15 protein-coding genes are annotated in these 23,792 nt (G+C 35.8%); 9 read left to right on the forward strand and 6 right to left on the reverse strand.

The genetic code is table 11. The features are described from left to right. Nucleotides 1-98: 98 nt before the first annotated feature. Nucleotides 99-314 (reverse strand): hypothetical protein, encoded by a 216-nt coding sequence (locus ACFOUY_RS10530; protein WP_378960521.1) that lies wholly within the window; start codon nucleotides 312-314, stop codon nucleotides 99-101. Nucleotides 315-471: 157 nt separating this feature from the next. On the opposite strand from ACFOUY_RS10530, the gene ACFOUY_RS10535 reads away from it, so the two are divergent. Further along, nucleotides 472-810: a DUF6660 family protein gene (locus ACFOUY_RS10535; RefSeq protein ID WP_378960522.1), complete on the forward strand. Its 339-nt coding sequence runs from the start codon at nucleotides 472-474 to the stop codon at nucleotides 808-810. Nucleotides 811-868: 58 nt separating this feature from the next. Then, nucleotides 869-3,055 carry a TonB-dependent receptor gene (locus ACFOUY_RS10540; RefSeq protein WP_378960523.1) on the forward strand — a complete coding sequence of 729 codons (2,187 nt, stop codon included), beginning with the start codon at nucleotides 869-871 and terminating at the stop codon, nucleotides 3,053-3,055. A 134-nt stretch (nucleotides 3,056-3,189) separates the two neighbouring features. Here ACFOUY_RS10540 and glgB read toward each other — a convergent pair whose 3' ends face one another. The 3 genes from glgB to ACFOUY_RS10555 form a co-directional block, all read right to left on the reverse strand. Next, nucleotides 3,190-5,154 (reverse strand): 1,4-alpha-glucan branching protein GlgB, encoded by a 1,965-nt coding sequence (glgB, locus tag ACFOUY_RS10545; RefSeq protein ID WP_378960524.1) that lies wholly within the window; start codon nucleotides 5,152-5,154, stop codon nucleotides 3,190-3,192. Between the two features lie 62 nt (nucleotides 5,155-5,216). Continuing rightward, a complete protein-coding gene (locus ACFOUY_RS10550; RefSeq protein ID WP_378960525.1) occupies nucleotides 5,217-7,679 on the reverse strand; it encodes a glycoside hydrolase family 31 protein in 2,463 nt (820 codons plus the stop codon). A gap of 158 nt (nucleotides 7,680-7,837) precedes the next feature. Next, a complete protein-coding gene (locus ACFOUY_RS10555) occupies nucleotides 7,838-10,771 on the reverse strand; it encodes a TonB-dependent receptor domain-containing protein (RefSeq protein WP_378960526.1) in 2,934 nt (977 codons plus the stop codon). 300 nt (nucleotides 10,772-11,071) lie between these two features. On the opposite strand from ACFOUY_RS10555, the gene ACFOUY_RS10560 reads away from it, so the two are divergent. From ACFOUY_RS10560 to ACFOUY_RS10575, 4 genes are all read left to right on the forward strand, one after another. Beyond that, complete coding sequence (locus ACFOUY_RS10560) at nucleotides 11,072-13,390, forward strand: penicillin acylase family protein (RefSeq protein WP_378960527.1); 2,319 nt, start codon at nucleotides 11,072-11,074, stop codon at nucleotides 13,388-13,390. Between the two features lie 6 nt (nucleotides 13,391-13,396). Further along, nucleotides 13,397-13,756 carry a hypothetical protein gene (locus tag ACFOUY_RS10565; RefSeq protein ID WP_378960529.1) on the forward strand — a complete coding sequence of 120 codons (360 nt, stop codon included), beginning with the start codon at nucleotides 13,397-13,399 and terminating at the stop codon, nucleotides 13,754-13,756. A 19-nt stretch (nucleotides 13,757-13,775) separates the two neighbouring features. Continuing rightward, a complete protein-coding gene (locus tag ACFOUY_RS10570) occupies nucleotides 13,776-14,759 on the forward strand; it encodes a LuxE/PaaK family acyltransferase (RefSeq protein WP_378960530.1) in 984 nt (327 codons plus the stop codon). A gap of 283 nt (nucleotides 14,760-15,042) precedes the next feature. Further along, nucleotides 15,043-16,077, forward strand: a complete 1,035-nt coding sequence (locus ACFOUY_RS10575; protein ID WP_378960531.1) for a S41 family peptidase — start codon at nucleotides 15,043-15,045, stop codon at nucleotides 16,075-16,077. 112 nt (nucleotides 16,078-16,189) lie between these two features. On the opposite strand, the gene tyrS is transcribed toward ACFOUY_RS10575, so the two are convergent. Further along, nucleotides 16,190-17,476, reverse strand: coding sequence for a tyrosine--tRNA ligase (gene tyrS / locus ACFOUY_RS10580; protein WP_378960532.1), 1,287 nt, complete (start codon nucleotides 17,474-17,476; stop codon nucleotides 16,190-16,192). A 140-nt stretch (nucleotides 17,477-17,616) separates the two neighbouring features. Between tyrS and ACFOUY_RS10585 the strand changes: the two genes are divergently transcribed. From ACFOUY_RS10585 to dapA, 3 genes are all read left to right on the forward strand, one after another. Beyond that, nucleotides 17,617-18,291 (forward strand): ACP phosphodiesterase, encoded by a 675-nt coding sequence (locus ACFOUY_RS10585; RefSeq protein ID WP_378960533.1) that lies wholly within the window; start codon nucleotides 17,617-17,619, stop codon nucleotides 18,289-18,291. 384 nt (nucleotides 18,292-18,675) lie between these two features. After that, the gene (gene ligA / locus ACFOUY_RS10590) at nucleotides 18,676-20,688 is read left to right on the forward strand and encodes an NAD-dependent DNA ligase LigA (RefSeq protein WP_378960535.1); all 2,013 of its coding nucleotides are present in this window, start codon (nucleotides 18,676-18,678) and stop codon (nucleotides 20,686-20,688) included. Nucleotides 20,689-20,772: 84 nt separating this feature from the next. Then, nucleotides 20,773-21,660 carry a 4-hydroxy-tetrahydrodipicolinate synthase gene (dapA, locus tag ACFOUY_RS10595; protein WP_378960536.1) on the forward strand — a complete coding sequence of 296 codons (888 nt, stop codon included), beginning with the start codon at nucleotides 20,773-20,775 and terminating at the stop codon, nucleotides 21,658-21,660. Between the two features lie 73 nt (nucleotides 21,661-21,733). Here the strand turns inward: dapA and ACFOUY_RS10600 are convergent, their stop codons facing one another. Continuing rightward, nucleotides 21,734-22,903 carry an alpha/beta hydrolase-fold protein gene (locus tag ACFOUY_RS10600; protein WP_378960537.1) on the reverse strand — a complete coding sequence of 390 codons (1,170 nt, stop codon included), beginning with the start codon at nucleotides 22,901-22,903 and terminating at the stop codon, nucleotides 21,734-21,736. Nucleotides 22,904-23,792 lie beyond the last annotated feature (889 nt).

Here is a 23,792-nt window from a genome sequence, read left to right on the forward strand (position 1 = left end):
TGGAAATTTAGACTGAAATTCAAATATTGATAAACTTTTAAAGCGATTCTCCATAAAGCTAATTTACTAATTTTATTAGTATTCATCAAGTGCCTATTTCAATAAGGTTTTTCTAAAATAGCATTGCATTTTTTTGTATCGGCAACATTTCGACTTATTGCCCCAAAGATGGCGGGAGCATAAAATTTATACAAAGCTCTGAATTCTCCTATGTCATTTGCTTTCAACTTGGCCACACAAACTTGTTTTGTTGTTACAAAAACCTGAAGAACAGATTTTATATTTTCTAAATTATTTACAACTGATATTTGCATTAGCTCATTGTGCTACAATTGAATAGGTAACATGATTGATGATAATTTGTTTACAGAATTACTGTATAAAAGAAACAACTGCAAAGAGTAGTAAAAGTAAACAGAGAAAATTCAGTTAAATAATTCCGACTATTTTGTTTTATCTTCGCAACCAAGAATGAAAATATTAAGCCATTTCTTAATCGTATCTATTTTAATTCTTTCTTGCATTACTTGCGAGGATACAATAGAATTGAAAACAATTGATCAGGTTCAATTTTCTTTCAATTCTGTTAATAAAAATCAAAATCATACTAGTTCGGATAGTTGCTCACCACTTTGCACCTGCAACTGTTGCGGTCAAACGCTCCTATTCAATTTAAAATCTATTGCACTTAAAACTTTGAAACCTGTTTCAAGAACTAAAAAGGCAATCGAGTATAGAAGATATTTTTCATCAGATTATCATCAAAGCATTTGGCAACCGCCAAAATTGAATACTGAATGTAACGGTTAATTCCGGAATTTCAATCGGCCACAAAGCTGACATTTATTCAATTATCAAATCAATAAAAATGCAAAAAATATTTTTGTTGTTATGCACATTACTGTGCGTAACAAGCGCTTATGCACAAAACAGTTTTCAACTTATTGTAAAAACAGAAAGCGATAAATCTGTTCTACAAGGTGTCACAATCAGCATAAATAACACAAAATTCAAAAGCGTTACCAACGATAAGGGTGAAGCTTATTTCAGCAATATCCCCAGTGGTAAATACACTATAAAAATTAATCATATTGGTTACGAAGAAAAAAATCTAATTATTAATTTACCTTTAAATAAAGAAGGTTCTATCGAAATTTTACTCGAGCAATCTGAAGTTGAGCTTGAAGAAGTTATTATATCTTCAACTCGAACCAGCAGAAGTATACAAAACACACCTACACGTGTAGAAACTATCGAACTCGAAGAAATTGACGAAAAAAGCAATATGCGGCCGGCGAACGTTTCGATGATTTTACATGAGAGTACCGGAATTTCTGTTCAACAAACCTCTGCAACAAGCGGAAACGCGAGCATAAGGATACAAGGATTAGATGGCCGTTATACGCAACTATTGAAAGATGGATACGCAAGTTTTGGCAATTTTGCAAGCGGCTTAAGTATCCTCGAAATCCCACCTTTAGATTTAGCTCAGGTTGAAATTATTAAAGGCCCAACCTCTACCCTTTATGGCGCTGGTGCAATAGCTGGCGTGGTAAATTTTATTTCGAGAACACCTCGTGAAAAAGCAGATTATAACTTTATTATCAACCAATCTAATGTTGGGCAAACCAATATCGGTGCCTTCGCGATGAAGAGAAATTCTAAAATTGGTTACAGTTTCTTGGCTTTAGCAAATTTTCAAAAACCGTATGATGTAGATAAAGACGACTTTACTGAGCTACCGAAATCAAAAGATTTTACCATTCACCCAAAAATATTTATTTATCCGAACGAGAAAACTACTCTCATAATTGGCAATGCTTTTACCAAAAGCGATAGAACTGGTGGCGATATCGAATTGATAAAAAATGGCGCTGATAATAGCCATACTTACTTTGAAAACAATGCGAGTTTAAGAAACACTTCTACTCTTGATTTAAGTATAAAATCTGCTGAAAAAAATCTATTTAAGGCAAAAGCGAGTTTCAACTATTTTAAACGCAGTATTGGAATTCCAAGTTACAATTTTAAAGGCGATAACTACAACGTTTACGCAGATATTAGCTACCTGAAAAACATTAAAAATCAAAGTTTAATATTTGGAGCTAATTTGGTTTATGATAATTTCAAAGAACGAGATCAAACCCTATTCGCTAAAGATTTTATTACCAAAACAGCTGGATTGTATTTTCAACAAACCTGGGACGCGACTGATAAACTCAAACTGGAAAGTGGGGTTAGAACAGATTTAACAAACTACCATAACAGCTTGTATAGTAAATCCGATTTCTTTATTCTCCCGAGAGTTTCTGTTTTATATAAATTTAGTGATAAATGGAGTTCGAGAATTGGTGCGGGTTTAGGTTATAAAACACCTACACTTTTCACTGAGCAAACAGAAACTTTCCAATACCAAAACCTGCTACCCTTAAACAATGTCGAGGCAGAAAAAAGTTATGGAGGAACCGCAGATATCAATTACAAAACTAATATTGGCGATGATTGGATGATAAGTTTAAATCAAATGTTCTTTTACGCCCGAATCAGTAATTCTACTATTCTATTACAGGATGCAAATCAATATTTTTATTTTAGTAACACTACCCAGCCTGTTAACAGTCTAGGTTTTGAAAGCAATGCTAAAATTATTTTTAAAGAGTATTTTAAACTGTTTGCAGGCTACACTTTCACAAACGCAAAAGCAGAATACCTTCCGGTAATCCAGGATATTCGCCTACTGCCAAAAAACAAATTAAATTTAGCTTTATTGTATGAAAAAGAACGAAACTTCAAACTTGGATTAGAAGGGTATTTTACCGACAAACAATATCTATATAATAATTTTCTAACGCCATCTTATTGGGAATTCGGATTTATGGCTGAAAAAGTTTTTGGAAAAATTTCCGTTTTTATAAATGCTGAAAACTTTACGGATACAAGGCAAAGTAAGTATAAAAGTGTAGTTAACGGACCGCACACAAATCCAACCTTCGACGACATTTGGACACACACTGAAGGCAGAACCTTTAATGCAGGAATAAAATTAAAGCTGTAAATGAACCATTTACAGCTATTTTAAATAAAATTTGTTGGCGTGAGGTCTTAATTGTATCTTTGCCCACCCTCGGAAGCTTCCACTCCGAGGATTATTAAAAGCTTTCTGGTAACAGGAGGCTTTTTTTATGCTGTTTATTTACTCTTAAAAATAACAACGGCCAAAGGCGGCAAATCAACAGTAATTGAAAATTCCTGGTTATTATAACCCTGCTCTTCTGGAACGATATCACCGCCGTTTTTAATACCTCCACCATAAAATTCTATCGCATCTGTATTAAACAATTCTTTCCACGTTGTTTTAAAAGGCACACCTATTTTATAGTTTTCTCTTACTACAGGCGTAAAATTTAAAGCAATAACTAAAGTATCTTTAGCTTTTGGCCCCTTTCGCATGTAAACAAAAATAGACTCGTCGCTGTTATCTGCATCAATCCATTCAAAACCTTCATAACTGAAATTAAAATGATACAGTGCAGGCTCTTTTCTATATAAAAAATTTAATGCTTTAACGGTTTCCTGCATACCTTTGTGCGGCGGATATTGCAGTAAATGCCAATCTAAAGACTGGGTAAAGTTCCATTCGTTTGTATCACCAAACTCATTACCCATAAATAACAATTTGGCTCCTGGGTGCGTAAACATATAACCATAAAGAGCCCTCAAGTTGGCAAATTTTTGCCAATCATCGCCTGGCATTTTATATAGCATGGGTGATTTTCCATGCACGACCTCATCATGAGAAAAAGGCAGCATGAAATTTTCAGTAAAGGCATAAGTCATGCTAAAACTAAGTTTATGGTGATGGTGTTTTCTACCCAAAGTATCTATTTTAAAATACTTTAAAGTATCATTCATCCAGCCCATCATCCACTTCATCCCAAAACCTAAGCCACCAGCGTAAACCGGATGGGTGACACCAGGATAGGTACTGCTCTCTTCAGCAATGGTTTGAACTCCATCAAAATTACCATAAACAGCAACATTCAAATCCTGTAAAAACTGGATTGCGCCCAAATTTTCACTTCCACCATATTCGTTGGTAGCTGCATCAGCATCTTCTCTAGAGAAATTGAAATAAAGCATCGAAGCAACAGCATCTACACGTAAACCATCAGCGTGGTATCTATCCAACCAAAATAGTGCATTACTAATCAGAAAAGAACGTACTTCGTTTCTATCATAATTAAAAATATAGGATTTCCAATCTGGATGAAATCCCTTGCGCATATCAGCATGTTCGTATAAATGCGTACCATCAAATTCATATAAGCCATGTCTGTCACCTGGAAAATGAGAGGGTACCCAATCTAAAATCACAGCAATATCTGCCTTATGCAATTCCTCGATTAGAAACATTAAATCCTGTGGAGAGCCATAACGAGAACTTGCACCAAAATAACCTGTTATTTGATAGCCCCAGCTAGGGAAAAAGGGAAATTCCATAACTGGCATTAATTCTACGTGCGTAAAGCCCATTTCAACAACGTAGGGAACTAATGCTGCAGCAACTTCACGGCAATTTAGCACTCTTTCTGGATTATTTGGATCTCTTTGCCAAGAACCAACATGCAGTTCATAAACTGATATTGGTTGATCCAGTGCATTTAATTTTGGTCTTTTTTTAAGCCACGATTTGTCTTTCCAACTATAATCCGTATCCCAAATAATACTTGCCGTTTGTGGAGGATGTTCCCAACGCACAGCATAAGGGTCCCCTTTTAGATGTTCAGATTCATCAAAACCCTTTACAAAGTATTTATAAACGTCTCCTTTTTTCAAATTTGGAATAAAGCCTTCCCAAATACCAGATTTATCCCACCTCTTATTTAACGCATGTGAATTTGTATTCCAATCATTAAAATCGCCCGAAACAGCTACTCTAATTGCGTTTGGCGCCCATACAGAGAAATAAGTTCCAGCAGTATTTTCGACGGTTAAAAGATGGGAACCCATTTTTTCGTACAAACGAAAATGCTTTCCAACAAGAAATAAATCAATATCGTAATCGGTAAATAAACTATGTGGCCATACGGATAAACTTTGATCAATTTCAGTTAATACAGTTTTCTTAACAGATACTTTTTTCGCTGCTGGCATAGTAAATTTAGGTTAGATATAAAAACCCCGAAAGCCTTTTAAAGTTTCGGGGTTATGTTTTTTTACAGACTAAAGATCTGTATTTCGGTGAAGTTTTTATTGCATTTAAAGTTTAGGGTAGATTTGTCATCTGTATGGAAATCGGTAACTTCCTTACCATCAACCATTATTTTTCTAACCTGAAACTTAACACCAAAAATATTACAAGCATAAAACTCATAATTAGGTGTGTATAAACCTTCGGTAAGTTGATTAATCTTTAAATGGGTAGCATCGCCCTTTACAGTAAATTTCTTTTCAAGATAAATATCCTGCTCATAAGCAAATGTATCGCCATGATCTTCATACATAAAAGAATTTACTTCGTAATCGCTATAATAAATATTAAGCATTACTTCGGTGATTGCTTTTTCATCAACATACTGCATTACAGGATATTCAGGGATTACTGAACCAGCTCTAACAAACATTGGCATGCTATCGATTTTAGCTTCTACCAGGTGCTCGCTTTCTCCGGCTAAAACTTCATTCGTCCAATAATTATACCAGGTGCCCTTAGGTAGATATACTTTTCTTTCTACAGCACCTTGCTCTAAAACCGGACAAATTAATAATTTATCGCCGTAACAAAATTCATCCTGGCGGAAGTGATTGCCAATATTTTCCTGTTCCAACATCACTAGTGGTCTTAAAATTGGAAAACCATAGCGGTGATGTTCCCAGAATACAGAATATAAATATGGCATTAAGCGATATCTCAATTCAATAAACTTGCGGTTAATATCTTCATAAAAATCGCCAAAACTCCAGGGTTCACGCTCTGCGGTATCTCCGGCAGAGTGCGCTCTCATGAATGGGGAAAAAGTTCCTAACTGAATCCAGCGGGTAAATAATTCGCCATCTGGTTCGCCACTGAAGCCACCGATGTCGGTACCGCAAAAAGGCACACCAGAAACTGATAAACGCTGACATTGGATGTTACCCATTTTTAAATGTTCCCAGCTTGCTAAGTTATCGCCTGTCCAAACACTTGCATAACGTTGCATACCCGAATAACCGGCTCTGGTAATGGTAAACGGACGTTTATTACGCATTAGTTTTTTCAAGCCTTCGTATGTTGAGCGAACCATTTGCATACCGTAAACGTTGTGTGCTTTACGGTGTGAACCACGGAATCCGTCGTAATTATGACGAACATCATTGGGGAACGTTCCCGAACCAAAAACAGCAGGTTCATTCATGTCATTCCAAAAACCGGCAACCCCCATGTCTACCAATTCCTTATATAAATTGCCCCACCAAGTACGAACACTAGGATTAGTAAAATCAGGAAACTGACAACGACCAGGCCAAACATGCCCTTCCATATAATAATCATCGCTTCGGCGGCAGAAAAATCTATTCTCTTTACCTTCCTTAAAAACCCAGTAATCATCGTCAACCTTAATTCCAGGGTCAATCATCACTACGGTTTTAAATCCATCGGCAGAAAGTTCTTTAATCATTCTGCGTGGATCGGGAAAATACTTTTTGTTCCAGGTAAAGCAGCGATAGCCATCCATATAATCGATATCCAGATAAATGGCATCGCAAGGGATTTTTCTGGCTCTGAATTGTTTCGCAATTTCTTTAACCTTCGATTCGGGATAGTAGCTCCAGCGACATTGTTGATAACCTAATGTCCATTTTGGTGGCATTGGGTGTGTACCTGTTAAACTTGCGTAACGTTTAACAACATCCATCATGTGTGGGCCATGAATATAATAATATTGCAACTCGCCACCATCAGACCAAAAGCTGGTTTTATTTACGTCTTCTCTGCCAAAATCGAAATATGATTTGAAGGTATTATCAAAAAATATACCGTAAGCGGCCTGATTATGTAAACCAATATAGAAAGGAATGGTTCTGTACAATGGATCCTGATCCCAACCAAAAGAATAAGCGTCGGTATTCCAGTTTTCAAATCTGCGGCCACGTAAGTTAAAGTTGCCAGATTTATCACCTAAACCAAAGAAATTCTCTTCCGGATGGCACTTTTTGGTTGCATAAATATAGTATCCTCCAAAATCTGTATTTTCTTCCCAATGCATTGAATTGGCCTCATCTACCATTACCGTATTGGTAATGTTATCAGAGAAAGAAATATGGAAGTTTTCTTTATCTATTTTACAGGTAACCGAATGTGTAGAAATTGTATAACAGTCTTCGTGTTCCTGCATTTTAAAAACCGAAACTTTTTGATCTACTTCTGGCACGGCATAAGAAAAGTCGTCTAAAAATACGCCATGAGGAGCAAGGCGAACGCGAATAATATCATCACTTACGACTCTAATTTCAACCCTTGCGTCTCCATCAGAAAAATAAAAACGATTACCTTCTTTTTTTACTTTCTTAACTGAACCTAAATATTGCTTAACAATTGGTTTTACTGATATATCGACAGGATTGTTTAAATGTTGTATTTCCTGTTCTTTTTCAATCAGCTCGCTCGTTTCAAGCGGCTTATCGTTTTGGTCTTCCATCCTAATAATTTCAAAAATTTAATTGGTTTTTCTTATTAAACAATGCTTTAAAAGAAAGTACTATAATACAAATATTTTATAAAAGGGATGATATTAATATAAAAAAAGCCCTCATTACTTTTCATTGTAAGGAGGGCTGCTAAGATAATTAATTTATTTTATGGATTAAAAGCAATACCAACGTAATAAATGGCACCAGCCATCGGATTACCGAAAGATGTTGTATAATATTTATTTAATACGTTAGAACCGCCAACTTTAACAACCGACATTACAGAAGGAATTCTTAAACTAACCTGAGCATCTAAAGAACTATATGCTGGTACTTCTCCAGAAGCAAAAGACGAATTCCAGAAGAATTTATCTTGCCAACGGTAAGAAAGGTTAAAGCCAAAGTTTTTTACAATTTCTTTGTTTCCGAAACCAAGGTTATAACGAATTTTTGGTGTGTTGAAATCGTTGATATAGTTTACTGGCAAATCTCCTATTTGATTGTAAGATACGTTACCACTGATGTTATATTTTCCAACAAGATAATCTAAACCTAAAGCACCACCATAAGAATTCACTTCGCCTTCGGCATTTACCGGAACACCGAACTTAACAAATGTTGGTGCAGCTAAAGTTCCAACATTCTGATAAACATCTACAGCTGTAATAAAGTCTTTGTATTGATTAAAATAACCATAGGCATCGATAAGTAAATTCGGAAGAATTAAGCCTTTGTAGCCCAACTCATAAGATTGAACACTTTCCGGACGCACGCCCTTTGCATTAAAAGTATATTGTTGTAACAATGCCGGATTAGGAGTTCCGGTAGCCGCTGAAGCTAAAAAAGCACGATAACTTACGTCGGTAAATGGTTTATTTGCATCTAACTTATACTTGCCGAACATAATTTCTGGCAAACCACCAATTAACCTTTGCGAACCACCACCTACTGATAAATCTATATATTGATTTTGAGTTGTTGGATTGCGATATCCGGTTTGGTAAGAAACCCTAATGTTATTATTTTTAGCTACAGTAAAAACGCCGGTTATTCTTGGTGTAAATCTGCCTTCAAAGTTCTGGCTTTTATCATAACGACCAGCGAAGGTAATCTTAACTTTATCGTTAAATAGTTTTTTACCGATTTGTGCGAAAGCACCATATTCTTCAATGTCAATTTGACGCCCCAAATCATCAAAAATAGTTCCTGCTGAATTTAAATCATAAATACGATAAGATGCACCAACCTGAAATTCGACAACTTTATTAAACGCATTAGTTAAATTATACATTCCTTCGTAGTGGTAAAGGTTTGATTTATCATCAAATTTAGCTCCATAAACGCTCTTAGTTGGATCTGCAGAATTAATAGAGGTTGCACTAATTGTTGTATTCATTATTCGGTCTTTTGCAGTGGCAAAACCAGCACTTCCCGGCTCGAAACGACCAGTATTAGCAATACCTCTTGCAAAAACATGTGCCGCAGCATCGGTCTGGCCAGCGGCCCTGGCACCAACATAATTGCCGATATATTGAGGAAACCAGGTTGTTGATGGTTTAGAAACTTCATTAATATAACTTCCTAGTATTGAAGAAATATAAGAATCGCCCGATCTTTCTTGAGTAGTATAAGCTTTCAGACTAAAATCCTCTCCTTTTAACTCCAGCTTATACTGACCGATATTAAAATTTCTCAAAGAATATCTATCTGAACCCGTGTAAACAGATGTTCCTGTTCCCCAATTCGCCTGTGCAACCGCCTGTATTGTATTGGTAAGATTATAATATAATGCACCCGACATTTTTAACGATTTGGTATCATAATCTACCAGACTTTCTTCGTTATAACCCGTTCTGGAAACATTCTGATCAGGTATTAAATTTGCTTTCAAACCAACGTAAAAAGGCAAATAATTTTGTACTGCAGGGCGTAGTGCTGCTGGTAAATTAGATAAAAATCCAGCCTGTTGTGCCGCATTAGGAATAGCTGCCCCGAAAGCACCATCCATTAATGATTTGATGTTTGGAATTGCACCCCCAGAACCAGCATTAATGCCTGAAATCGTCGCATTTTGCACACTCAAGGCCACATTTCTCATATTTTGGCTAACTTCATCGCCATAGCTATTTATACCATCATAATTTGTATCACTATTTCTATCGCCAGATTTGACCGTACGGGAGTTGCGATCGAAGTTTGTGTAATTATTTGCATACCAGTCTTTAGCCTGCAGAAAAGAAAATGCTGCCTTAACCCCGAATTTATTATTCCATGATTTAGCCAATCTAACATCGAGCTGATTGAAGGGCTTTGAAGTAGTACTGTTATCATTTACATGGTTAACACCAGTTTTATACTGAAAACTTGCACCAGGATATTTAAAAGGATCTTTAGAAGTCATCAACAATGTACCATTTATGCCGCCGGCACCATAAAGTGCCGATGATGCACCTGGCAATAACTCTACATTATCAACATCAAGCTCTGTAATACCAACAATATTACCCACCGAGAAATTTAAACCTGGCGCCTGATTATCCATCCCATCAATATATTGATTAAAACGAGTATTACCATTCGAATTGAAACCACGCGTATTAATTGATTTAAAAGTTAGACTTTGCATGCTGCTTTCAACCCCCTTCATATTGTTTAAGGCATCGTAAAAAGAAGGCGCAGCAATTTCTCTAATCGAGGCGGCACTCATACGCTCAATTGAAACCGGAGATTCTAAAATACGCTCAGGCGTTCTCGATGCTGAAACAACAACATCACCACCTAACATCGTTGCAGCTTCCATTTCTATCGAAATATTAGTTGTAGCTCCAGTTACTTGTTTTTCTACAACACCATAGCCTACATAACTCGCTGATATTGTAAAGGGAACTTTCGCGGAGGTTGTAAATGTGAATGCGCCATCTGAATTTGTCGCCGTACCACCCGATTGTCCTTTAATAACAATAGTAACGCCAACTAGCGATTCTTTGGTCTGCTTGTCTTTCACAGTCCCACTTACGGTTATGTTCTGTGCTTTTGCGGCAAACCCTGTTGCGCAAAAGAGCATAAACACATACAAAATGTGTGTATAGATTGTTCTCATGAATAAATATTTGGTTAGATTATTTTTTTAGTTAGTTAAACTTAAATTCTTTTTTTGAATTAAACAAATTATGTTAGCATAATAATTTTGATGGAATTAATAATTTTGATTGATCTTTACTTTGTCGTAATTTGCAGATAATATCTTACCTCAAATAAATATGCAATATTGATTTTTAGCTAACCATTTATGAATAAACTCAAGGCTCTTTTTTGCATCGTTATCCCAATAGCATTAGCATTTCTTTTAAATACAAAAATTGGCAGTACCCCTCCTCTTTTAAAATTCCTAAACCCTTTTATGGGATTTTGGCAAAATGCAGAGAATAACCATTTCATGTTTAATCATAAAGCAAAAATTAAAGGGGCTATTGATGAAATTGAAATTGTTTTTGATGACAGAATGATTCCCCATATTTTCGCTAAAAACGATCATGACCTTTATTTGGCTCAAGGCTATGTTACCGCTATGCATCGCCTTTGGCAGATGGATTTCCAAACTCGCTTTGCTGCCGGAAGAATAAGTGAGGTGGTTGGCGATAAAGCCATAGAAGTTGACCGCTATCAGCGTAGAATGGGAATGGTTTATGGTGCAGAAAATTCTTTAAAAGGTATGATGGCCGATCCAAAAGCTAAAGAAATGATTTTAGCCTATACCGATGGGATAAATGCCTACATCAAAACACTTTCTCAAGCTAAATACCCGATAGAATATAAAATTTTAGATTTTAAACCCGAAAATTGGTCGCCTGTTAAATGTGCTTTGTTGCTTAAGCAAATGTCGGCGGTTTTGGCAATGGGTTCTGATGAATTTTACATGACCAATATTATGAAAAAGTTTGGTTCGGAAGTTACCTCAGATTTATTTCCAGATTATCCCTTTCGCGAGGATCCAATTATTCCCGTTGGAACGAAATGGAATTTTACGCCCCTTCCAACGCCTAAAACCCCTGAATCTTTTACCAATGCACAAACGGGCGATGTTAAAACCAAAGAAAAAATCGAAGGTATAGGAAGTAATAACTGGGCACTATCTGGCGCTAAAACAGCATCAGGTTTTCCAATTTTAGCAAATGACCCACATTTAGATCTTACCCTTCCATCAATTTGGTATCAAATACAGCTGCATGCACCTGGCATTAATACTTATGGAGTTTCACTCCCTGGAGCGCCAGGGGTAATCATCGGCTTTAACCAAAAAACAGCCTGGGGTGTAACTAACGTTGCTGCTGATGTATTGGATTTTTATCAGATAAAATTTAAAGACGATTCGCATAAAGAATATTGGTATAATAATGCCTGGAAAGCCACAAAAACCAGGCTGGAAACAATAAAAATTCGTGGAGGTGCAGATGAAATCGATACCGTTTATTATACCCATCACGGACCAGTTGTTTACTTTCAAAAACCAAAATATGCCAGGGCAAATAATGTCCCTGTTGGAGATGCGTTAAGATGGATAGCTCACGATGAATCGAACGAGCTAATGACTTTCTACTACTTAAACAGAGGTAAAAACTACGATGATTATAGAAAAGCACTAACTTTTTACACTGCTCCTGCACAGAATTTCGTATTTGCAAGTGTAGATAACGATATCGCCATTACGCCAAATGGAAAGTTTCCGTTGAAATGGAAAGATCAGGGTAAATTTATTTTAGACGGAACCGACCCAGCTTACGACTGGCAAGGCTGGATACCCGCAGCACAAAATCCGACAGTTAAAAACCCACCTCGTGGTTTTGTAAGTTCGGCAAATCAATCTTCTACCGATAAAACATATCCCTATTACATAAACTGGGAGTTTGCACCTTACGAACGAGGCAAAAGAATTAACGATAGACTTGGCGCTATGAATAAAGCAACAGCTGACAGTATTCGTTTGATGCAAACCGATAACTACAGTATAATGGCAGAGAATTTAATGCCAGCCTTAATGCCTTTGGTTAATAACGAACAATTAAACGCAACTCAAAAAGAAGCTTTAAGCTATTTAACAAAATGGAATAAACGTTACGACGCGTATGAAATTGCCGCAAGCGTTTTCGAAATATGGACCAAACGTTTAAGTTTCGACATTTGGAATGATGAGTTTAACGTAGATGGAATTCCAATGCGTTACCCATCGAGAGACCGAACCGTTGAAATGATTTTGAAAGAAGCTAATGCGAAATGGTTTGATAATATTAATACGACGAAAAAAGAAACTCTAACAGATTTAGTTAATGAAGCTTTTAAGTATAGCTGCGACAGTTTAGAGCGCAGATTCGGACCAATTAATAAAGACTGGAACTGGTCGAATGTTAAACAAACAAATGTTCCGCATTTGGCTAAAATCCCTGGATTTGGTTCTAAAGTATTACAGATTGGTGGTGCTAAGAGTACAATTAATGCAATAAGCGAAACAAATGGCCCATCGTGGAGAATGGTTATCGAATTGGGCAAAACGCCTAAAGGTCACGGCGTTTATCCCGGCGGACAGTCAGGCAATCCAGGCAGCAAGTTCTACGATAATATGGTTGATACCTGGGCAAATGGCAAACTTTACGATTTGTTCTACATGCAAACGCCTGATGATAAATCAGGTACAATAATCTCTCGTTTAAAAATTTCTAAATAACTAAAAATGGTATTCATTGTTATATTAATAATCTGCTTTCTTTTACAAATGGTCGCACCATGGTGGGTAATCATCGTTATTTCTTTTGCAACCTGTGGCATAATCGGAAAAACTGGTAAAATTGCTTTCTGGCAATCTTTCTTTGCAATATTTCTACTTTGGATTGGCTATGCCTTGTTCAAAAGCTTACCTAACGATAATGTTCTTGCTAGCCGGGTTGCAGTGATGACAGGTGTAAAAATCTGGTGGATTTTACTTTTGGTTACTGGTCTGGTAAGTGGTTTGGTTGCCGGAATAAGCGGCTATTGTGGTTATCAATTTCGCATAACAATGCTGGTAAAAAAAACTGACGAAAAAATAGCATAAGGCTTTGTACTTTTGTGCTGTGAATTTATCCGCAGAAAACATTTTTTCCATTCAAAATATAGAGCAGTTTAGCGAACTGGCTTTGGCAACCTTTAAACATCAGGCTCTAAACTGTGCAGTTTATGCTGAGTACATTCATCATCTTCATATTAATATTGATGAAGTAAAAACTGTTAATCAAATTCCTTTTCTACCAATAAGCTTTTTTAAAACGCACGATGTTTTAAGCAATCAGAATCCAGTCGAAATCACTTTTAGCAGTTCTGGAACCACTGGAATGTCTCAAAGCAGTCATCAGGTTACAGATGTAAAACTTTATGAACAAAGTTATCTTCAAGCATTTAATCAATTTTATGGAAATACCGAGGATTACTGTTTTCTTGCTTTACTTCCTTCTTACCAACAACGTTCGGGTTCTTCGCTAATTTATATGGTTAACGATTTAATCGCTAAAAGTAAAAATGCACAAAGCGGTTATTTTCTTTACAACCACCAGGAGCTTTTTCAAACGTTAACTGATTTAAAATCAAAAAATCAAAAGACAGTTTTAATCGGTGTTACCTATGCCCTGCTTGATTTTATTGAACAATATAAAACCGATTTCCCTGAACTAATTGTAATGGAAACTGGTGGTATGAAAGGCAAACGTAAAGAAATGGTTCGCGAAGAACTGCATGAACAGCTTACTGCAGGTTTTGGCATTAAATCTATTCATAGTGAGTATGGTATGACGGAGCTCCTTTCTCAAGCTTATTCTTTGGGCGATGGTATTTTCAATTGCCCAAATTGGATGCAGGTTTTAATTCGCGATACGAATGACCCGCTATCCTTAATGCCTCGAGGAAGAACTGGTGGTTTAAACGTTATCGACTTAGCAAATGTTAATTCATGCTCTTTTATTGCTACGCAAGATTTAGGTAAAATTCATCCTGATGGAAGTTTTGAAGTTTTAGGCCGTTTTGATAATGCAGATATTAGAGGTTGTAATTTGTTAGTGCAGTAGTATGCAAATCATTAAATAAGCCATATTGTTTATCAGGAGGATGAGCCCGTTGTGTCAATTTCATAATTTCAATTCTTAGAAAAGATTTATAACGGTGAATTAAGTACGGTTAAAACAATTTAACTCATTATCAAAAACTTACAGAGCGTAAATTGAACTTTGATAATTCAATGCAACCAAACGCCTAAAAAAATCATCTACTAATAAATGCTCTATACCACAGCATTTATTAAATTAAAAAACATACATCTGAAACCAGTTTTTGGTCAATAATTTTATATAAATGAAAAAAATATTTAGTATATTTTTTATATTGAGTTTATCTCTTAGGCTGTGTGCGCAAAAAAAACTGACATCACAAGATAGTATTAAGGTTTTCTATGATGAACTTTTCGTGGCACTAAAGAGTGAATACTTACTTCGGAAAAGTGTTGATTGGCAAGTCGTTAAAACTGAAACTAAACAAAATTCAGCTCAATACACCGACTTTGAAAACTCGCTGAGTGAAATAAAAACATTGTTCGACAAAATAGGCGCAACCCATTGTGGTGTTTATTATAAGCAAAATAAATACGCCGCTACAGGAAAAAAAATATCTAAAGATGACTACAGTGCACAATGGGCTAAAAAGTATGCTACCAAACCAGTTTTTGAAGCTAAAGTGCTGAATGGAAAAATTGGTTATATTTTAATGCCTCGTATGGTATTTTTTGATATCAGTTCGAAAAACATACATAACATAGCGCAATCTTTATACGACCAAATAGCCGAAATTAAAACCAAAAATAAACTTGAAGGGTGGATTATTGATTTAAGATTTAATACGGGTGGAAACTCATGGCCCATGCTCCTCTCGTTATATGATTTTCTTGGAGATAATGAAATCGTTGGATCGCTTAATGAGAATAAAAAAATAAAAAGCAAAGTAACCTTATCAAAAGGAAGTTATATAGAAAACAATAAAACAGTGTCGTATATCAACCCAAAAGGAGAATTGCTAGACAAGGTAAAGGTAGCGGTGATTACTGGTGTGCTAACAGGAAGTTCAGGTGAGGTAACAGCGATAGCTTTTAAAGGTAGACCAAATACGACTTTTATTGGGGAAAATACTTTGGGATTTACAACAGGGAATTTTTCATGGCCACTTCCTTATGATGTTACCTTAGCTCTAACCAATTCGTATTATAGTGATAGAAATGGCAATCATTATGAAAAAATAATACCTGATGTGGCCGTTTCAAAATCAGATAATTTTGATGATTTACTTTTAGATAAGAACATTCAGGAGTCTATAAAATTTATAACGAAAAAAGGATAAATACGATTAGTTGTTACCTTAAAGATAATCTTCTGCGTTTTCAGCATAAAAAATGCCCCGAAAATTATCTGAAACTTTGGGGCATTTTTGTTATTAAAAGAATTATAATTTCTTAATCAGCAATCAATAGGAAATAATTTTTCTTTCCTTTCTGTACAACAATAAATTTATCATTTATTAAGTTTTCTGCATTGAAAACTTGATTCGCATCAGCAATCTTTTCTTTATTTACAGAAACACCACCACCTTGAATCAGCTTTTTCGTTTCTCCTTTTGATGAAAAAACAGTTGTTTTCTCTGCAAGTAATGTCGCTGCATCGAGCCCGGCTGTTAATTCAGTTTTCGAAATATTAAATTGAGGAATACCTTCGAACATTTCTAAGACCTGATTTGATGATAAGCTTTTTAAAAATTCTAAAGAACCATTACCAAATAAAAACTCCGAAGTTTTAATAGCTGTTTCTAAAGCTTCAGCCGAATGGGTTTTAATTGTAATATCTTCTGCCAGCGATTTTTGCAAAATCCTTAAATGCGGCGCAGCGTCGTGTTCAACTTCTAAAGCTTCAATTTCTTCTCTGGTTTTTAGCGTGAAAATCCTTATCCATTTCTTTACATCATCATCAGATGCATTTAACCAAAATTGGTAAAATTTGTATGGTGAAGTTTTCTCCGCATCTAACCAAACAGCACCGCTTTCTGTTTTCCCAAACTTGGTTCCATCGGCTTTTTTAATTAATTGAGTGGTAATTGCATAAGCTGTTCCCTGATCTTTTCTTCTAATTAATTCAGTTCCGGTTACAATATTCCCCCACTGATCGGAGCCTCCCATTTGCACCAAACAGTTTTCGTTTTTCCATAAATGGTAAAAATCGTAACCTTGTATTAACTGGTAGCAAAACTCGGTAAAAGATAGCCCGGAATCGCCTTCTAAACGTCTTTTCACACTGTCTTTTGCCATCATATAGTTTACAGTAATGTGCTTTCCAACATCGCGAATAAAGGTAAAAAGGTTCATATCCTTAAACCAATCTGCGTTATTAACCATTACCGCACCATTTCCGCCATCTTCAAATTTTAAAAATTTAGCCAATTGAGCTTTCATACCTTTCAGATTGTGCTCAATCATTTCTTCGGTTTGAAGGTTACGTTCATCAGATTTACCCGATGGATCGCCAACCATTCCTGTAGCACCACCAACTAAAGCAAAAGGTTTGTGACCTGCATTTTGGAAGTGAATTAACGTCATAATCTGTGTTAAATGGCCAACATGCAACGAATCGGCAGTTGGATCGAAACCAATATAACCAGAAGTCATGCCTTCATTTAACTTTTCTTCAGTATTTGGCATAATGTCGTGCAACATGCCTCTCCAACGTAACTCTTCAACAAAATTTGTCATGGTATAAAATTAATTGCGCAAAGATAGTTTTTTGAGTGTAAAGCTGAAAGACCAAACATTAGACAACAATACATCTATTTTTACCATAATCTTAAGCTTTGCTTCAGTACATATGAAAACTTTAAAACTATATTTACACCATGAATTTTCTCTCGCATTTTTACTTCGATAGATCAAATACCAATGCAAATATGGTTATGGGCGTTGTATTGCCCGATCTAATCAAAAATGCATCGAAGGAAGCCAACCTCTATCCTCAAAAAAACGAATTCTTATTTTTAGGTAATCCTGATGAAGAAGGATTGCTTGCAGGTTGGAAAAGACATCTCGCTGTGGATTTATTTTTTCATTCTTCTGAATTCTTTCTGGAGAAAACAGCAGCTTTAAAGCAACGCCTAATTCCTGTAGTTGAAAATACGCCAGTGAGGCCTTCATTCTTAGCGCATATTGGCCTTGAATTATTGCTAGATCATTTACTTATTGAACACAACCTAATACAGGTATACCATTTTTACGATAATTTACTCGCTGTTAACAGAGCATCGCTGAGCGATTTTCTTGAACATTGCAAAATCAAAAACCCCGAAATATTCTTTAAATTTCTAGATCAGTTTATCAGCAGTAAATACTTATTAAGTTATCAAAAGCTAGAAAATATAAGTTATGCCTTAAACAGAATCTGCATGCGTTTATGGCCTGAAACATTAGATGAAAAACAAATTAACCAGTTAACTATCCAGTTGGCTTTTTTTAAAGAAGCATTGGAAAAAGATTTCATTGATGTTTTTAATTACGTTGAAGCAAAACTTGTTTAAATGATTAATCTAAAATAATTAATCAATATGTTCTATCAAAAAGTATTTTAATTCTACAGGCCTTAAATTTACGCCAACAATTACTCCTTTATTATCTAGCAGGAAGTTACTTGGAAAAACTTTGATATTTATTTTATAAGTTTCAGTTCCATCCAAATCTAAATATTGTGGCCAGCTGTAAATAAAAAGAACAAGGTTAATGTATTTTTCAAAATTCTACATTTAGGTCCTTAAAACTTTAACACAAATTAACTTTTCTCTCTACATAGAAATTTTAGGCTAAGACTTTAATAATGTTTAAGTTGTAATTCAAGAAAAAAAGTTAACCGTTTTTTTGTTTCACCGAATCTGATAATCAATTCATCCTTTTTTTATCTTTGCTTTATGTCGCTATTTACCACAAAAGAAGAAATGGATGCCCTGGTTGCAGAATTAAACCAGCATAATTACAATTATTATGTTTTGGCCATGCCGACGATTGGCGATTATGAATTCGATAAAAAACTAAAACATCTTGCCGAATTAGAAGCTGCAAATCCGGATTTTGCAGACCCAAATTCTCCCACGCAAAGAGTAGGTGGCGATGTAACTAAAAACTTCATTACCGTTAAACATAAATACCCAATGCTCTCGTTGGGTAATACATATAACGAACAAGATTTAAGAGACTTCGATGAACGGATTCGAAAAGCAATTGGGGATAACTTTCAATATGTTTGCGAACTTAAATTTGATGGATTATCCATTAGTTTAACTTACGAGAATGGCAAATTATTGCGAGCTGTAACCCGTGGGGATGGAACACAGGGCGATGATGTAACGGCAAATGTTAAAACCATACACACCATCCCTCATCAAATAAAAAATAATACGGCCCCTGAGCATTTCGAAATTCGTGGGGAAATTTTTATGCACAAAGCCGCTTTTTTAAAACTAAATGCTGCACGCGAAGAGTTGGGCGAAATTCAGTATGCAAACCCTCGAAACTTTGCTTCGGGAACAATAAAAATGCAGGATAGTAAAGAAGTGGCAAAGCGTCCACTTGATGGCTTTATTTACTTTCTATATACTGATAAAAATGAATTCAAAACGCATTGGGATAGCCTAAATGCCGTAAAAGACTGGGGATTTCATGTTTGCGAACATAACCGTTTGGTGAATAGTATTGATGATGTATTGGCATTTATACAACAGTGGGAAGAGGAGCGTTTTAAGCTTAGCTATGATATTGATGGAATTGTAATTAAGGTAAACAGTTATGCACAACAAGGGGAACTAGGCTTTACAGCAAAATCACCACGTTGGGCAATTTCTTATAAATACAAGGCAGCAGAAGTAGAAACCATCCTTGAAAAAGTAACTTATCAGGTTGGCCGAACCGGCGCTGTTACACCGGTAGCAAATCTTAAACCTGTACAGCTTGCCGGCACGACAGTTAAACGGGCTACACTACACAATGCAAATGAAATTGAGCGTTTAGATTTACATGAAGGCGATACCGTTTTTGTAGAAAAAGGTGGCGAAATTATTCCAAAAATTATCAAAGTTAATTTAGATAAACGAAAACCTGATGCTGCCAAGGTTCACTATCTACATAATTGTCCCGAATGTGGAACAGAATTGATTAGAAAAGAAGGAGAAGCGGTACATTATTGTCCGAATGATGAAGGTTGCCCACCACAAATTGTAGGTAAAGTGCAGCATTTCATAGGTCGTAAAGCAATGAATATTGATGGCTTAGGCGATGAAACTATTGAAACCTTTTACAAAAGAGGACTGATTAATCATATTAGTGATTTATATACATTATATCAGAAATCTGATCAGCTAAAAGAAATCGAAAGATTTGGCGAACGCTCTATCGAAAACATGCTTGCAGGAATTGAAAAATCGAAACAAATGCCTTTTGAAAAGGTGTTATTTGGTTTAGGTATTCGATACGTTGGCGAAACGGTAGCCAAAAAACTAGCAGCAGGTGTTAAGAATATCGATAAACTAGCATCTGCTTCGTTGGAAGAGTTAATCGCGATTGATGAGATTGGACAACGAATAGCCGAGAGTATTGTTGAGTATTTTGGAAATTCGGAGCATTTAAAACAGATAGAATTATTAAAATTAGCCGGATTAGCATTCGAAATTGAAGAAAAGGTAATTACGCTTGATAGTGATACACTTATTGGAAAAACATTCGTAATTTCGGGCGTTTTTGAAAACTATAGTCGCGATGAACTGAAAGACCTAATTGAAGCAAATGGGGGGAAGATTTTAAGCAGTATTTCTGCTAAATTGAATTTCCTTGTGGCCGGAGATAATATGGGACCTTCAAAATTAGAAAAAGCGAAAAAACTAAATATCCCCATGATTAGCGATGTGGAACTTTTAGCGATGATAAAATGAAATAAGAGCGTGATTGAATGAATGATTGAGTGTTCCAGACATCCTATTATTTATTAATTCAAAATTCAATAATTAAAATATATAATGAACAAATTTCAGGGTACTGGGGTAGCGTTAGTTACACCCTTTAACACAGATGGATCAGTTGATTATAATGGTTTAAAAGACCTGATTAATCATTTGGTAGAAGGAGGAATAGATTACCTCGTTTCTTTAGGTACAACCGGCGAAACCGCTACAATGACTAAGGACGAGAAGAAGAAGGTGTGGGCCTATACTGCTGAAATTAACAATGACAGATTACCGCTTGTTGCGGGTATTGGAGGCAATAATACTTTGGCTGTTGCCGAAGACATTAAGAACTTTGATGCAACTGGTTACAGTGCAATATTATCTGTAAGCCCATACTATAATAAACCAACTCAGGAAGGAATTTATCAGCATTACAAATATTTAGCTGAAAGTTCTCCTTTGGATTTGATTTTATACAATGTTCCTGGTCGTACCATGAGCAATATGAGTCCGGAAACAACTTGCAGGCTTGCCCATGATTTTAAAAACATTATTGCAACCAAAGAAGCTTCCGGCAGCTTTGACCAGTTTAATCAAATCATGCGAGATAAACCGGAAGACTTCTTATTGATTTCTGGCGACGATCCCATTACTTTACCAATGATTGCGTTAGGTGCTTCTGGTATTATTTCAGTTATTGCAAATGCAGTTCCAAAGCAATTCTCAGAGATGGTTAATTTATGTCTTCAGGGTGATTTCAAATCCGCTACTCCCGCACATTTAGCTTTAGTAGAATTTACCCGTTTAGCCTTTGCAGAAGGAAACCCCGCCGGAATTAAGGCCGCTTTAAAGCATTTAGGTATTTGTGGAGATACAGTGAGATTACCTCTAATAAAAGCGTCTGCACAATTAGAGCGTTCAATTATTACTGAGCTTGAAAAATTAAGTCAGTTGGCTTAGCATTCAATATATAATAGGAAAAGGCTTTCAAAACAATTTTGAAAGCCTTTTTTATGATTTAAACAGGTCGCCATTACTTAAAAAGCATAGGTGCAAACGCTGATAGGTAATCACGCCAGTTAGACCAGGTATGCCCTCCTTCACTTTCCCTGTATTCGTACTTAAAATTCATTGCATCGAGTTTTTTTCTATAGTCACTCACATTTTTATATAGAAAATCTGTTTTGCCAATAGCAATCCAATAAAGTTTAAAGCCGTTCTTCTTCTGAGCTTCTAATTTCAAATCCAAGTCTTTATAAATGGGGCTTGCCGCATTTGAGGGTGGTAGAACAGCTGGAGAAAATAAGCCAACATAACCAAATGTATTCGGATAATTTGCCGAAATCCAAAGAGAATGAAATCCGCCCATTGATAAACCTGCGATAGCTCTGTCGGCCTTATTACGGCCAACACGGTAATTCTTCTCGGTAAATGCAATTATTTCTTTGAAATAGGTTTCCATATCGCCATTAAATACATCTGGAGTCATCATAATTGGTTTATATAAACCTTTTGAAGATTCGCCGGGAGCCGCTGTATTACTGGTGTGGCCATTTGTCATAACTACAATCATTGGTTTGGCCTTTCCAGAAGCAATAAGATTATCCAATATCTGAGAAGCTCTACCTAATTGCATCCAGGCCTCTTCATCACCTCCAACTCCATGAAGTAGGTATAACACAGGGTAATTCGCCTTCGATGATTCATAACCTGGCGGTGTGTAAACCGTAAGCCGACGGTTTACCTTAAGTCCTGCAGATTCATACCAACGCTTCGCAACCGTACCGTGCGGCACATCATTTACCATATATAAATCAGCTTTGCCAGCTCCGGCTAAAAATACATTTACAACAGAAGATACGTCCCTTATCAGGTATACATTATTGGGGTCGCGTATTTTTAAACCATCAACAATAAAACTGTAACTATACAATTCTGATGGTAAAACTTGTGAAGTGAAGGCCCAGATACTATCTGCACCTAATTTCATTTGTTCAACAGCTGGTCCAGTTCCTTTGGCAATTAAAAAATCACCTTGTATCTCAACTTTTTTTGCATTTGGAGCTTTGAGCCTGAAGGTAAAAGTTCCATCCGTATTTGTTTGAGGAGAGATAATTTCTTTCTGACGCCCAAAATTGAGATTCTCTTGTGCATAAACTAATTGAGCACTCAAGAAAAAAACTATAATAAGAATTTTGTTCATAGGGAGAATTTGCTTTTTCTAAAGATATAAAATATTCGTTAGCAAATTTTTAGATAAAAAACGTATACACTTTTAGCATACGCAAACAACTAGGCATTTTAATTTAGTAACCCTGTTTTTATTGTTTTTATCTTTCTAACATACTCGAATCGCTTAGCGCCACACAATAAAATGAAACCTGGAAACTAAATTTCTAAATTATTCGCTGACCGAATTTTGATTCAGCAAAATATGGCTAAGGATAACTTAGAGAAAAACTTATGCTGTAAACAAAAAATTACGATTAAAATAAACCTGAAAATCAGCAACATAATTCAAAAATCAAGTCATTTAATAAAAAAAGCTGAAATGTGGTTAATTAATTTATGACGGGCATTATTATTGAATTGAATTTTACACACACAAATTAAACACAATATAAAAAAATTAGTATTCATCTGTCTTCTGGCAGTTGCAGCTATGAGCTACAAATCAGTCGCTTTTAATGAGCCAACTTTCGCAATCGGAATGACTGAAGCGAAATTTAAACAAGACAACCAAAGAGCAGAGCTAGTGTTATCTGGAGATGATGGCACAAATATCTACCGAACGATAAGCACCAGTTGGAGACCAGTACCAGAACCTTACTCATTTTTTTATTTTTATCAGGGTAAGTTAAGTCGGTTTATTAAATCCGATAAGATCGATGATTACAAATTTATAAGAAAAAAAAGGGGCCGTATCATAATTTAATTTTATGATACGGCCCCCTTTTTTTTTGCTTTGTATTTTACGTCTTTGTCCATTGGCTATTTCGGTTTCAGCAATCGATATTTTCTAAAAGATGAAGAAAAGTGCCTTTTTAGGCTACTTTTTTCCTTATGTTATGTGCAATTGCCAATAAACCCCA

The organism is Pedobacter jamesrossensis (genome assembly GCF_042650905.1).
Classification (GTDB): domain Bacteria; phylum Bacteroidota; class Bacteroidia; order Sphingobacteriales; family Sphingobacteriaceae; genus Pedobacter; species Pedobacter jamesrossensis.